Source organism: Streptomyces sp. CA-210063 (assembly GCF_024612015.1).
Taxonomy (GTDB): Bacteria; Actinomycetota; Actinomycetes; order Streptomycetales; family Streptomycetaceae; genus Streptomyces.
The window spans coordinates 454,914-468,542 of the sequence record NZ_CP102512.1 but is presented as its reverse complement, the minus strand read 5'-3'; the positions used below and the strand labels follow the sequence as shown (position 1 = coordinate 468,542).

The window sequence follows — 13,629 nt, the reverse complement described above, 5'->3', positions numbered from 1 at the left end:
CGTCGACGGACCCGAGGTCGGGCGCCGCGGGAATTCCCGGCGGACGGCGCCGCTTCGGACTTCGAGATGCCGTCAGCCGAACTCGGGGGTGGAGTGGCGGGGGGCGTCGCGGTGCCTGTCCTCACCTCAGCTGCCCGCCTGCCGCAGCTTCTCGCTCGCCTCGTTCAGCGCGGACTGCCACTTGTCCTCGGTGGTGTCGCCGCTGACGATGCTGTTGGCGGTGTCGAAGAGCGTGGCCTTGATGTCGACGCCCTCGACGGGCGCGGTGCTCGCGAAACCGCCCACCAGCGCGGCGACCTTCGGGTCCTCGTACACCTTGTAGAACTCGGCGTTCTCCGCCGACAGGCTGTTCGCGATGCCCTCGACGGGCTGGATCGCGTTCGACTCGGCGAAGATCTTCGCCGCCTCGTCGGAGTACAGGTAGGCGATGAACTTCTTCGCCGCGTCCTTCTGCCGGGCCGCGCTGGGCACCCACACCGACTCGACCGACGTCGTGATGTACCGCTTGCCGCCCGAAGTGACCGCCGGCAGCGGTGTCAGGCCCCACTGGAAGCCGTCCGCGCGCGGCGCGTCCGCCATCTCCCCGACGATCCAGGTGCCGTTCGGCATGAACAACGCCTTGTTGTCGAGGACCAGCTGCTGGTTCTTGGTGAAGTCCTGCTCATTCGCGTAGCCCACGGTCGCCGGCGCGGCGTACCCGAGCAGCTTGGTGGTGATGTCGAGCGCCTTCCGAGCGTTCGCCGACTTCCAGACGTCCTTCTTGTACGTCATGACGTCGGTGTAGAACTGCTCCCCGCCGACATCGGCGAGGAGCGCGAAGAAGTACGAGTCGAGGTACCCGGCGGTCGGATAGGTGAACAGCGGTATGCCCTGCTTCTTCGCCGTGTCACCGAGCGCGAACATCTCGTCCCAGGTGCCCGGGACCTTCCAGCCCTTCTGCTCGAACAGGCCCTTGTTGTGGAAGAGCCCGGTCGGCGCGTAGTACATCGGCATCAGATAGGTCTGGTCCGTGCCGTACGGGTTGGTGTTGAGGTTCCCGACGATGCCCTCGGTGAGCTTGTCCCCGACGGTGGTGTCCTCACCGGGGACCTTCTCCTTGAGCACCGGGGTCAGGTCTTCGAGGGCCTTGTCCTTGACCAGGGTCTCGGTGAGGGCGGCCTTGCGGCCCTGGCCGAGCACCACGACGTCCGGGTACCGCCCCGCCTTCATGTTCGGGGTGATCTCGTCCTCGATGCTCTTCGAGATCTGCAGCTGGACATCGATGTCGGGGTGCGAGGCCTCGTACGCCTTGATGACCTGCGTGTACATGTCCCGGCCGTAGCCGCCTTCGAGGGCGGCGACCTGGAGAACCGTCCTGCCGGAGTCCGAGCCGCTCCCGCCGGCCGAGCAGCCGGCGAGCAGTCCGAGCACTGTGACCGCGGTGCCCGTGCGGACGAGCGATCTCCTCATGCCGTGTCCTTCCCGTGGACGGTTGCCCACCTGGCTGCGAGCGGTGGAGCAGGTCCGAGGCCGGCCCCGTCGGGGGCCACGCCACCGGGACGCCGCGCCACCGCGCCCGAGATCTGGATCACATGATGATCCGGTGTTGTTACGGTGGCACCGATAACATGGCGGCGCAAGGGGCCCATGAGAGGCAATCGGCGAACGGTCGGGACGGAGTCCGGTCCGAGAGCGGCGGTGCAGGGTCAGGCAGAGCGCGGCGGTGCGGTGGAGGCGCGTACCGTCAGTGACGCGGTGACCACGGACGTGTCGACATCGGCTTCGTCACCCAGCAGCAGGGCGACGGCCGCCGCGCCGTAGCGGTAGAAGTCCTGCCGGACGGTCGTCAGCGGGGGAGCGGAGTAGGCCGCCAGGGCGATGTCGTCGACGCTCACGATGGACACGTCGTCGGGCACCGACCGGCCCCGCTCGTGCAGCGCGCGGATCACCCCGAAGGCCATCTCGTCACTGGCGACGAAGACCGCCGTGACCTCCGGGATCATCGCGATGATCTGCCCCTGCCGGTAGCCCGAGTCGGGCGACCAGTCGCCCTCCAGGATCGGCGGCGCCTCGATCCCCGCCGCGGCAAGGCACTCCTGCCAGCCCTGCCGCCGCCGGCGCGCCTCGATCCACTCGTCCGGCCCGGCGAGGTGCCAGACCTGACGGTGCCCCAGGTCGAGCAGATGCTGTGTGGCGACCCGGCCCGCCTCCTGCTGGTCGATCCCGAGCACCCGGGCACCCGCCGTCCGCGAGCCGTCGAGGGTGACGGTCGGGATGTCGCGGGTGATCTCCTCCATCTTCCGCGTCACGGAGATGAGCGGTACGGCGATGACGAAGCCGTCGACGCCCTGGTCGGCCAGCTTGGACAGGGACTGCTCCATCAGGCCGGTGTCCAGCGCGGCGATGGTCGCGATGCTCACCGCGTACCCGGCGGCGCCGGCGGCCGCCTCGACACCGGCGGTCACCGCCGAGCGCGAGTAGTACCCGCCGGACGCCAGCAGCACGAGTCCGATGGTGTGGCTGCGCCCCGAGGAGAGCGCCCTGGCGGCGCTGTTGAACCGGTACCCGACCTGCTCCACCGCCACGAGCACACGCCGCCGGGTCTCGGGGTTGACGTTCGGTGAGCCGCGGAGCGCACGCGAGACGGTCTGCGCCGACACCCCGGCGGCCCGGGCCACGTCGGCCATGCTCGGCTGCCTGAGCCTCGCGGTCTCGTCGGTCATGGCGCTCCTCTCCCGCGGCCGGCCCGCGGTGTCGTTCACCGATTCTATCGACCTTGTTACACATGGCACCGATAACATAGGCTCACCTCGTGACTGAGCCGTCCACGACCCACCTCTCTCCGGCCCACACCACCACCGATACGTCGGCCCGCGGCGCGAGCGATACGGCGGGCGACCGCGCGACCGAGGCGGCGGCGGACGCGGCGGGCAGCGCCGTCACCGGGGCCCTCACCTGGGGTGGGCGCCGCCTGTACCGGCACGGCGTGCCCCATCGCATCCTCTCCGGGGCACTGCACTACTTCCGCGTCCATCCGGACCTCTGGCGGGACCGGATCCGCCGCCTCGCCGACCTCGGACTCAACACGGTCGACACCTATGTACCGTGGAACTTCCACCAGCCCCGCGAGGACGAGCCGCCACACTTCGACGGCTGGCGGGACATCGAACGGTTCATCCGCACGGTGGGGGAGGAGGGCCTCGACGTCATCGTCCGGCCCGGCCCCTACATCTGCGCGGAGTGGTCCAACGGCGGCCTGCCCAGCTGGCTCACCGCCCGCGACGCCGCGATCCGCAGCTCGGACCCGGCGTTCACCTCCGCCGTCGGCCACTGGTTCGACGACCTGGTCCCCCGCATCGCCGCACTCCAGGCCGCTGCGGGCGGTCCGGTCGTGGCCGTCCAGATCGAGAACGAGTTCGGCAGCTACGGCGACGACCACGCCTACCTCAGCTGGAACCGCCGGGCCCTGTCCGAACGGGGCATCCGCGAGCTGCTGTTCACCGCCGACGGCCCCACCGACCTCATGCTGGACGGCGGCACCCTGCCCGGCACCCTGACGGCCGTCACCCTGGGCTCCAAGCCCGACGCCGCCCGCCGGCTCCTCGCGGCCCGGCGCCCCGACGAACCGTTCGTGGTCGCGGAGTTCTGGAACGGCTGGTTCGACCACTGGGGCACACGGCACCACGTCCGTGGCGTGGACAGCGCGGTCCACACCCTGAGCGGCATCGTCGCCGACGGCGGCAGCGTGAGCGTCTACATGGCACACGGCGGCACCAACTTCGGCCTCTGGGCGGGCGCCAACGACCACGAGGGCCGCCTGCGGCCCGTCGTGACCAGCTACGACTCCGACGCGCCCATCGCCGAGGACGGCAGCCTCACCCCCAAGTTCCACGCCGTACGCGAGGCACTCGGCGCACGGGGGCCGATCCGGTCGCCCGCGCGGATGCCGACGCTCCCACCGGCCCGTGTCCCGCTGGTCCACCGTGCCGACCTGCTCGCCGGCCTCCGTGCCGTACCGGCTCGGACCACGACGGCCCCACGCCCCGCCTCGTTCGAACAACTCGGCCTCGACGCGGGCATGGTCCTGCACACCGCGCACCCGCGCATCCCGGCGGGCGAGCACCGACTCGTCCTCACCGATGTACGCGACCGGGCTCTGGTCCTCGCCAACGGCACGCTCGTCGGTGTCGCCTCTGCCGACTCCCCGGAACTCCGTGTCGACGGAACCGGTGACGTCGTACGGCTGGAGATCCTCGTCGAGAACCTCGGCCGGGTGAACTACGGTCCGGGCATCGGCGGGCACAAGGGCCTGCTCGGCCCGGTCCTCATCGACCGGCGCATGGTGCAGGGGTGGGACAGCACACCGGTCGCACTGCAGGAGTGGTCCGACGCGGAGCTGGCCGACGCGATCGCCGCCGGGTCCCCGTCCCCGCACGTCGCCGGGTCCCCGTCCCCGCACGCCGCCGGGCCCGCGACCGCGCACACGGGGTTCGCCGTCGCGGAGCTGCACGTCGACGCGCCCGCGGACACCTTCCTCGCACTGCCGGGATCGGGCCGCGGCCTCGTCTGGGTCAACGGCTTCCTCCTCGGCCGCTACTGGGAGATCGGACCGCAGGTCACGCTGTACTGCCCGGCACCACTGCTGCGTGTCGGCGAGAACACGGTCACCGTCCTCGAACTGGAACGGCTCGGCGGGGTACTGGAGTTGAGGGATCGTCCTGAGCTGGGACCGCCGGAGGAGTACGTCGAGGAGTTCGACTGAGCCGGCGGCAGCCGGCCGCAGCCGGTGACAACGCTGATGCGAGGGGATCACGGGGTCTGACACATGGGGTAGATCTGCCGACGCCCGCGCGATGCCGACGCCTGCGCGAACTCGTGGAATGGAGCTGAGCGGAATGGAGCGGAGTGGGATGGATGCCTGAGGGATGGGAGTGGGACCGCACACTGTTCCAAGGGAGCGCCGCCTATTACGAGCGCGGCCGGCTCCCGTACGCGCCGGGCTTCGCCGACGCGCTCGCCGAGGCCCTCGATCTGGACGGCCGGGGCAGACTCCTCGACGTCGGCTGCGGCCCGGGCATCGTCCTGCTCCCGATGGCGCGGTTCTTCACGGAGGCGGTCGGCGTCGACCCGGACGAGGACATGCTGGCCGAGGCCGAGCGACAGGCCGGGCGCCGAGGGGTGACCAACGCCCGCTGGGTGGCCGCCCGGGCCGAGGACCTGCCGGCGGGACTGGGGGAGTTCCGGGTCGTGGTGTTCGCCCAGTCCTTCCACTGGACGGACCGCGATCGGGTCGCGGCGACGGTACTGGAGATGCTGGAGCCGGGCGGCGCGTTCGCCCACATCAGCGACCTCAAGGACCCGCTCCCCGAACCGCCGCCCCTGCCGTTGACCGCGCCCCCGTACGACCAAGTAAGTGACCTGGTACGCCGATACCTGGGCCCGGTGCGCCGCGCCGGACAGGGAATGCTCGTCAACGGCACGCCGAACCGGGAGGACCTCGTCATCGCCGGCGCCGGATTCGGCAACTTCCAACGACGTGTCGTGCCCGCCGGGGACGTGGTCACCCGCACCACGGACGACATCGTCGCGTGGACGTTCTCCCGATCCGACTCCGCGCCACACCTGTTCGGTGACAGGCTGAACGACTTCGAGCGGGATCTGCGCGCGCTGCTGGAGCGGGCAGCCCCTGACGACCGTTTCGCAGAACGTCTTCCGGCAACCGAGATCAGGACGTGGCGAAAGCCACGCGCCTGACAACTGGTGCGGGAACGTGCCCCGCGGTGAGCACTGCCCAGGTGAGCGGGCTCATGCCGTAGAAGTGGCGCCGGCAGGTCAGGGGTACCGGGGGACAGGTAGGCTCGGCGCGTCCAGGGTGCCGGCAAGCTCTGGGCGTCCACCGGCGGCCGCGCCCACCTAGTGCCGCGTCAGCCAAGGTTCGCCCCGTCGCGACGCCCGGCACGTACTCTCGCCGCACCGGCCGAAAGCCCAAGTACGTCCAGTACGAGGACTTCCGGCCGGCACGCCGAGAGCACGCACCGGACGCCGCTCCTTGACGGGCAAACCTTGGCTGACGCGGCACTAGCTCCTGCTCGGAGTGGGGTCCGTCTCATGACGGGTGGCCGCCGGTCCAGATGCTGGAAGGAACCAACGAGATCATGCGCGTCCTCGTGGCCCGGGGCCTGACGGAGGCAGTCGCTACGGAGGCAGTGGGATGACCGGCAGCGAAGAACCCGTCCTGCTGCACACCGCCGGCCGGGCCGCCCACATCACCCTCAACCGTCCGAGGGCCATCAACGCCCTCAACCACGCCATGGTGCGGCGCATCGACGAGGCACTGACCGCCTGGGAGCACGACCCCACGGTGGAGACCGTCGTCCTCACCGGCGCGGGGGAGCGCGGTCTGTGCGCGGGCGGCGACATCCGCGTCGTCCACGACGACGCCCGCGACGGCGACGGCACCGTCGCGGCCGCGTTCTGGCGCGACGAGTACCACCTCAACGCCCGTATCGCCCGCTACCCCAAGCCCTACGTCGCCGTCATGGACGGCATCGTCATGGGCGGCGGCGCCGGCGTCTCCGCGCACGGCAGCGTCCGTGTCGTCACCGAGCGGTCGAGGATCGCCATGCCCGAGACCGGCATCGGCTTCGTCCCGGACGTCGGCGGCACCCATCTCCTGGCCCGCGCCCCGGGCGAACTCGGCACCCTCCTCGCCCTCACAGGCACGCGGATCGGCGCCGGTGACGCCCTGCTGTGCGGCCTCGCCGACCACTACATACCGTCCGCCGAGCTCCGGCGGTTCGTCGACGACCTGGCCGACCTGCCCGTACGGGAAGTCCTCGACCGCCATGTGCGGCCCGCCCCTCAGGGGGAGTTGGCCGGACGACGGGAGTGGATCGACTCCTGCTTCGCCGCCGACACGGCCGAGGAGATCCTCCGCCGGCTGCTCGCCCACGGCGACCCGGCGGCGAAGGAGACCGCGGAGACCCTGCTCGCCAAGTCACCCACCGCCGTCAAGGTCACCCTGGCCGCCCTGCGCCGCGCCCGGCGGCTCGGCTCCCTGGAACGGGTGCTGGACCAGGAGTACCGCGTCTCCTGCGCCGCCCTGACCACGCCCGACCTGGTCGAGGGCATCCGCGCCCAGGTCATCGACAAGGACCGCGACCCCCGCTGGTCCCCGGCCGCCCTCGCCGACGTCACCGGCACCGACGTGGAACGCTTCTTCGAGCCGCTCGGCGAACACGAACTCGGCCTCACCGGGCCCTGACACCACCGAGCAGACGGCCCGCTGACCCAACGGGTTCCAGAATCAGCCGGCACTAGGCTTCTGCCATGACCGACCTCTCCCCTGACATACGGATCAGACCTGGCGGCCCGGCCGACGCACCGGCCGTCCTCGGCATGCTCGACTCGGCGGTGGCCTGGATGAACGCCCGCGGCAACACCGAGCAGTGGGGCACGATTCCGTATTCACGGCGGCCCGGCGGGGTGGAGCGGGTCGAGCGGTACACGACGGAGAACGCCCCGTACATCGCTGAGTCGGACGGAACACCCGTCGGAGCCCTCGTGCTGGACTCCGGCCCCAGCCCGCAGATGCCGATCGCACCGGCCGGCGAACCCGAGCGGTACGTCCGGCTGCTGGTCTCCGACCGGCGGTACGCCGGTATGGGCATCGGCGCGGCGCTGCTGGCCCACGCCGTCGAGGAGACCCGGCGGGCCGGCGTACGGCTCCTGCGTGTCGACTGCTGGGCGGGCGGCGGAGGCCAACTGGTCGCGTTCTACGAGCGCAACGGCTTCACCCCCACCGACCGCTTCCTCTCCGACACCTGGCCGGGACAGGTCCTGTCCCGCCGGGTCACCTGACGCCGTCCATCCCGGGTTAGGCGACCCGGACTCGCGGGCCGTCGACGGCGGCCGGCTCGTCCGCCGTACGGACTACGAGTTCCTCATATCGCCCCGTGCCCACGAACCCCTGAGCCATGAGGGCACCGTCGTGATCGACTACCGGACGGTCCAGGAAACCCGGACACGGGTCAGTGGGGAATGCCGTCGATGAGGTTCCGCGCGCCTTGGCGGAGCAGGGCCACCGCGACGGAGGTGCCGAGGGTCGCCGGATCGAGTCGGCCGGCCCATTCGTGGGCGTTGAGGACGGTCTTGCCGTCCGGGGTGAACACGGAGGCGCGCAGGGAGAGTTCGCCGTTGCGTTCGGTGCGGGCGAATCCGGCGATCGGGCTGTTGCAGTGCCCCTGCAGGACGTGCAGGAACATGCGTTCCGCGAGGGTTTCGCGATGGGTGTCGGGGTCGCCGAGCCCGCTGACCGTGTCGATGGTGTCGGCGTCGTCCTCGCGGCACTGGAGCGCCAGGACGCCCGCGCCGATCGGCGGCATCATCGTCTCGACGGACAGGATCTCGCTGATCACATCCGCGCGCCCGATCCGCTCCAGCCCGGAGGCCGCCAGCAGCAGGGCGTCCGCCTCGCCGGCGTGGAGCTTCTCCAGACGGCGGTTGGCGTTGCCCCGGAACGGGATGCAGTCCAAGTGCGGGTGGGACGCGGCGAGTTGCGCGGTGCGCCGTACGGACGAGGTGCCGATACGGGTGCCCGCGGGCAGCTCGTCCAGAGTGCGCCCGGCGGGATCCACGAGGGCGTCACGGATGTCGTCGCGCTTGAGGAACGCGGCGAACATCGTCCCTGCCGGGAGCGGCCGGTCGGCGGGAATGTCCTTCACACAGTGGACGGCGAGATCCGCCTCACCCGCGACGAGCGCCGCGTCGACCTCCTTGGTGAACGCGCCCTTGCCCTCGACTTTGGCGAGGTCCCCCATCCACTTGTCGCCGGTCGTCTTCACCGGCACCACTTCGGTACGAAGCGCCGGGTGGAGCACGGCCAGTTCGGCACGGACACGCTCCACCTGGGCCAGAGCCATGGGCGAGTCCCGGGAGACGATACGAATCAGGTCCTGCGGCATGAAGGCACGATAGCCCCTCACGCATCCGCCTCCCGGCACTGCCCAGCAAGTCGACGCCGGAAGCACGCGAGTTCGAGGATTCCGGATGCTCGAACTTGCCGGCCCTCAACCGCCAACCACCATTGACGTGGATGAGGAACTGCCCCACTCTGAACGCATGTTCAGAACAGTTGTTCAGAACTCTGGTCGGTGCGCGGACGGTCGTGATGCCGACGAGTGCGCCCATACGTGCGCCGACGTAGCCGTGATCGGCGGTGGCATGGCCGGCATGGCGACAGCGCTGCGGTTGCAGGCGGCGGGACTGTCCACGGTCGTGCTGGAAGCGCACGGCCACGCGGGCGGCTGCGCCGGCTACTACCGCAAGCGCGGCTTCTCCTTCGACGTCGGCGCGACCACCCTGGTCGACTTCGGCCTCGGAGGCGTCGGCCGTGAACTCCTCGACAGCGTCGGGATTCCACCGCTCGACGCCCAGGAACTACCGGGCTACCAGGCCCATTTGCCGGACCGCCAGGTCGTGCTCCATCGCGACCAGGCCGCCTGGCACGCCGAACGGCTGCGCAAACTCGGCGACAGCGAGCGGCATCGCGCGTTCTGGGCCCTGCTCGACCGGCTCGCACACACCTTCTGGCGGGCAAGCCGGGCGGGCGTACGGCTGCCGATCCGCGGCCCCGCCGACGCGGTGCACGCCCTGCGGGCGGTCGGATTGTCCGGACTCCCGTACGCCCGCCATCTGAACCGGACCCTGGGAGGCGCGCTGCGCGACCACGGCCTGCGCGGGGACGCAGCGCTGGTCGGGCTGCTCGCCATGCTGGTCGAGGACACCGTGCACACGGGCGTCGACGACGCGCCCCTCATCAACGCGGCGCTCGGGGTGACCATCCGGGGCGCGGGACTCAGCAGACACAGCGGCGGCATGCACGGTTTCTGGCGCGTGCTGGTCAGGCACTATCGAGGATTGGGCGGCTCGCTCCGCACCGCCTGCCGCGTCACGCACGTGGAAGGCGGGCCTGGTGCCTACCGATTGACGACCCGTCAAGGGTCGCGTCAAGGAACTGCCCACGCCCGCCGGATCGTCTGCGCCGTACCCGCCGCCACCACGGCGACGATCTGCGCGGGACTCCCCGTCGCCCGCCGACTCCGCACCTACCTGCAACGCGACGCGGACGCGCTCGGCGGCGCGACCGTCCTTTTCCTCGGCGTCCCCGAATCCGAGGTCGCCGGGCGGGAGCTGACCCACCACCAACTCCTCCAGTCCTACGACCGTCCCCTGGGCGACGGCAACAACATGTTCGTCTCCGTGTCCGCCCCCGGAGACACGCTCAGCGCACCGCCCGGCCACCGCGCCGTGATGATCTCCACCCACACCGACCTCGCCCACTGGCGCGACCTCGACCCTGCGGAGTACGAGCAACGCAAGAAGGAGACCGGTGAAGGGCTCCTCGCCCACGCGCGGCGTGCCTACCCCCGGCTCGGGGAGCACGCCGTGATCGCCCAGACCGGAACGCCCCGCAGCTACGAACGGTTCGGGTTCCGTCCGGGCGGCGCGGTCGGCGGCGTACGCCAGCGCCTCACCAACACCAACCAGCACGCCGTTCCGCACGACCTCGGCGGGCCCGGCCTCTGGCTGGTCGGCGACTCGACCTGGCCGGGCCTCGGCACGGTCGCCTGTGTGCTGGGCAGCCGCATCGTCGCCGAAGGCATGCTGAGGGAGAAGGGACACGGCAGATGACCACACCTGACCATGCCGCCGAAGCCGCCGGGCCCGGCGAAGGACCTTATGGGCCCGGGGGACCCGCAGGACCCCCCGCCCCCGGTCTGCCGACCCTGGCCGAACTCGGTGAGGACCTTCTCGTCACGACCCGCCGGCAGCGGATCGTCGCGCTGGTCCGCCCCGGTGCCGGAGTGCTGGTCTTCGCGGGCGCGGTGTGGCTCGGCTGGTGGTGGCTGACCCCCGTGATCGTGTTCGGGATCTTCGTCGCCGTCGTGACCGTCACCCACGACGTGGTGCACCGCACGATCGGCCTCTCGCCCCGGGCCACCGACTGGGCACTGTTCGCGATGGGGCTGACCCTGCTGGAGAGCGGGCACGCCTACCGCGCCACGCACACCCAACATCACCGGTTCTTCCCGCACCCCGACGACCCCGAGGGCTACCCGGCCGAACTGTCGCTGCTGGGCGCGGTCTGCTACGGCCCCGTCTTCCTCGTACGCCTGTGGCTCTGGTCCTACCGGCGCGGCCGGGACCGCCGCTGGCTGCTGGCGGAGGCCGCGGCGCCGCTCGCCGCACTCACCGGCGGAGTGCTGCTCCTGCCGTACACGCCGGGACTGCTGGTCTATACGGTGATGGCGATCGTCGGGAGCTGGGTGTACCCCCTCCTGACGGTGTACCTGCCGCACCACGACTACGGAGACACCCCGTTGACGCAGACCCGCACCCTGCGCGGGAGGATCATCCCCGCAGTCTTCCTGGAGCTCACGTACCACCTGGAGCATCACCTCTACCCGCGTGTGCCCAGCCACCACCTGCCGGAGCTGGCACGCCGGCTCGAAGGCCACTTCGCCGCCCACGGTGTACGGCCGGTGCGCGTTGTCTGACCCCCGCGGCACCCGTGACCGCGTCCTGGAAGCCGCCCTCGTCTGCCTGGTCCGCAACGGCTACGGCGGGACCACCGCGCGGGCGATAGCCCAGGCCGGCGGTTTCGCACCGGGGGTGATCTACTACCACTTCGCGGACCTGGACGACCTGCTGGTGGCGGCCCTGGAACGTACCAGCGGAGCCCGCATCGACCGCTACCGAGCCGAACTGTCCGGCATCGACCGGGCGGTGCCCGCCCTCGCGCGGCTGCGCGAGCTGTACGACGAGGACACCGAGACCGGGCACATCGCGGCGGTCCAGGAGCTGTACGCGGGGGCCAGGCCCGGAACGCGGCTGGCCGCCCAACTCGCCCTCGAAACCCGCAAGTGGGAGGAGTTGGCCGAGGAACAGCTCACGGTCCTCCTGCGCGGCAAACCCCTCGCGTCCGTCGTCCGGGTGCGCGTACTCGCCGGCGCGGCGGTGGCGTTCTACCTCGGCATGGAGACCCTCACCCACGTCGACGGCGACCGCTCCCGCCCGGCGACCCTCTTCGACCAGGGAGCCCGACTCGCCGCGATCTTCGACCGCGTACCCCGCCTGAAACGACGGGCACGCCGGGTGAGATGAACGAACGACTGCCGTCGAACGCAGTGCGGTCAGGGTGATCTTGAGCAACAGGGCTCAAAGGTTGTACGGCCGATCAGTCGGCCGATCGTCGTCGCTTCGCCGCCGGTGTTCTCAGGTGGCGTGGATGAGGAGGAGCGCGATGTCGTCGCTGCGTGGGGCGGAGCGGCGGGCGTGCTGGATGAGGGTGTCCGCGACGGTGCTCATGGCGTGGGGTTCGGATCGGGCGAGCACATGGGCGAGGTCGTCGACCGCTTCGTCGATGTCGGTGCCGGGGGCCTCGACGAGTCCGTCGGTGTAGAGGGCCAGCACGGAGCCCGGGGGCAGCGGGATCTCGGTGGACACGTAGGTGGCGTCGGGGTCGATGCCGAGGAGGAGCCCGGGTGGCAGGTGGAGGGGCTCGGTGCGGCCGCCGGGGTGGCGCAGCAGCGGGGGAGGGTGTCCGGCGGTGGCCAGGCAGGCGCGGTGGGAGCGGAGGTCGAGGTGGACGTAGAGACAGCTGGTGAACAGGCCGGGGTCGAGGTCGGTGAGCAGACGGTTGGTGCGGGCGAGGACCTCGTCGGGCGGTGCGTCGGCGGTGGCGTGGACGGCGGTGCGGACCTGTCCCATGAGGGCGGCGGCGTTGACGTTGTGGCCCTGCACATCACCGATGGTCGCGGCGGCCGTGGTGGTGTCGAGACGGATGAGGTCGTAGAAGTCGCCGCCGATGTCCATGCCACGCGTGGCCGGGAGGTAGCGGGCGGCCACGTCCAGACCGGGGACGTCGGGCAGGGTGTGGGGCAGCAGGCCGGCCTGGAGGTTGTGGGCGAGCTGCTGCTTGGTGTCGTACAGACGGGCCCGGTCCAGGGCCTGGGCGATCAGCCCGGCGGTGGAGACGAGGACGGCGCGCTTCTCCGGCGAAGGGGTGGGGCCGCTCGTAGGCCAGGACGAGCGAGCCGACCGGGCGCCCCGAGGTGATCAGGGGAAGGAAGGCCCAGGCGGCCATGTCGTCCTGGAGGACCGCCGGGGGATGGGCGCGCTCGAGGTCGGCGAAGCTGCCGAAGAAGCCGGGACGCCCGTGGTCAGGGCGCGTACGGCAGGGGTGTCCGAGGTGAGCGGGACGGCGTCGAAGCGTTCCATGAGCTCGGCGGTGTAACCGCGGTAGCCGATGATCCGCAGCCGGCCCTCCTCCGCGGTCATCAGGGCGAGCGCCGCGGCACCGAAAGCGGGCAGGAGCTGGTCGGCGACCTGGTCGACCACGTCCCGTACACCGACGGCTTCGGTGAGCGTGGCGGCCAGATGCATCAGGTGGTAGAGGGTGGCGGCCCGCCCCGGCGCGGCGGGGGACGACGGACGCGCCCGGGGAGGAGGCGCGACCGGAGCGTGGGCGTGGGCGGAGTGGGTGGGCGCGATGCGGACGCTGATACCGGGGGCGTCCGGCACGAGGCTGAAGGACAGCCAGTGGTCCGGCGGACGCAGCGCGATAGGGAACCTTCTCCTGGCGGACAG

Annotated in this window: 10 protein-coding genes and 1 pseudogene; 7 read left to right on the top strand and 4 right to left on the bottom strand. The window is 71.2% G+C overall.

All coding sequences use genetic code 11. The features are described 5' to 3' along the window. Positions 1-126: 126 nt before the first annotated feature. The gene (locus tag JIX56_RS02015) at positions 127-1,449 is read right to left on the bottom strand and encodes a carbohydrate ABC transporter substrate-binding protein (protein WP_257537011.1); all 1,323 of its coding nucleotides are present in this window, start codon (positions 1,447-1,449) and stop codon (positions 127-129) included. A gap of 236 nt (positions 1,450-1,685) precedes the next feature. Beyond that, on the bottom strand, positions 1,686-2,702 hold the full coding sequence (locus JIX56_RS02010; protein WP_257537010.1) for a LacI family DNA-binding transcriptional regulator: 1,017 nt from the start codon (positions 2,700-2,702) through the stop codon (positions 1,686-1,688). Positions 2,703-2,791: 89 nt separating this feature from the next. Between JIX56_RS02010 and JIX56_RS02005 the strand changes: the two genes are divergently transcribed. From JIX56_RS02005 to JIX56_RS01990, 4 genes are all read left to right on the top strand, one after another. Beyond that, complete coding sequence (locus JIX56_RS02005; protein WP_257537009.1) at positions 2,792-4,741, top strand: glycoside hydrolase family 35 protein; 1,950 nt, start codon at positions 2,792-2,794, stop codon at positions 4,739-4,741. A gap of 152 nt (positions 4,742-4,893) precedes the next feature. Beyond that, complete coding sequence (locus JIX56_RS02000; RefSeq protein ID WP_257537008.1) at positions 4,894-5,733, top strand: class I SAM-dependent methyltransferase; 840 nt, start codon at positions 4,894-4,896, stop codon at positions 5,731-5,733. A 457-nt stretch (positions 5,734-6,190) separates the two neighbouring features. After that, positions 6,191-7,243, top strand: a complete 1,053-nt coding sequence (locus JIX56_RS01995; protein WP_257537007.1) for an enoyl-CoA hydratase/isomerase family protein — start codon at positions 6,191-6,193, stop codon at positions 7,241-7,243. Between the two features lie 65 nt (positions 7,244-7,308). Continuing rightward, entirely contained in the window at positions 7,309-7,839 is a 531-nt protein-coding gene (locus JIX56_RS01990) for a GNAT family N-acetyltransferase (protein ID WP_257537006.1), read from the top strand. 170 nt (positions 7,840-8,009) lie between these two features. Here the strand turns inward: JIX56_RS01990 and hemC are convergent, their stop codons facing one another. Continuing rightward, positions 8,010-8,942, bottom strand: a complete 933-nt coding sequence (gene hemC, locus JIX56_RS01985; RefSeq protein WP_257537005.1) for a hydroxymethylbilane synthase — start codon at positions 8,940-8,942, stop codon at positions 8,010-8,012. A gap of 85 nt (positions 8,943-9,027) precedes the next feature. On the opposite strand from hemC, the gene JIX56_RS01980 reads away from it, so the two are divergent. From JIX56_RS01980 to JIX56_RS01970, 3 genes are read left to right on the top strand one after another with little or no spacing between them, the layout of a single operon-like run. Further along, positions 9,028-10,671: a phytoene desaturase family protein gene (locus tag JIX56_RS01980; protein ID WP_306819815.1), complete on the top strand. Its 1,644-nt coding sequence runs from the start codon at positions 9,028-9,030 to the stop codon at positions 10,669-10,671. Continuing rightward, complete coding sequence (locus JIX56_RS01975; protein WP_257537003.1) at positions 10,668-11,537, top strand: fatty acid desaturase; 870 nt, start codon at positions 10,668-10,670, stop codon at positions 11,535-11,537. Before JIX56_RS01980 ends, JIX56_RS01975 begins: the two co-directional genes overlap by 4 nt. Beyond that, positions 11,530-12,144 carry a TetR/AcrR family transcriptional regulator gene (locus tag JIX56_RS01970; RefSeq protein WP_257537002.1) on the top strand — a complete coding sequence of 205 codons (615 nt, stop codon included), beginning with the start codon at positions 11,530-11,532 and terminating at the stop codon, positions 12,142-12,144. Before JIX56_RS01975 ends, JIX56_RS01970 begins: the two co-directional genes overlap by 8 nt. 111 nt (positions 12,145-12,255) lie before the next feature. On the opposite strand, the pseudogene JIX56_RS01965 reads toward JIX56_RS01970, so the two are convergent. Next, positions 12,256-13,602 (bottom strand): annotated as a pseudogene (locus JIX56_RS01965) (PP2C family protein-serine/threonine phosphatase); the annotation flags it as partial. Positions 13,603-13,629 lie beyond the last annotated feature (27 nt).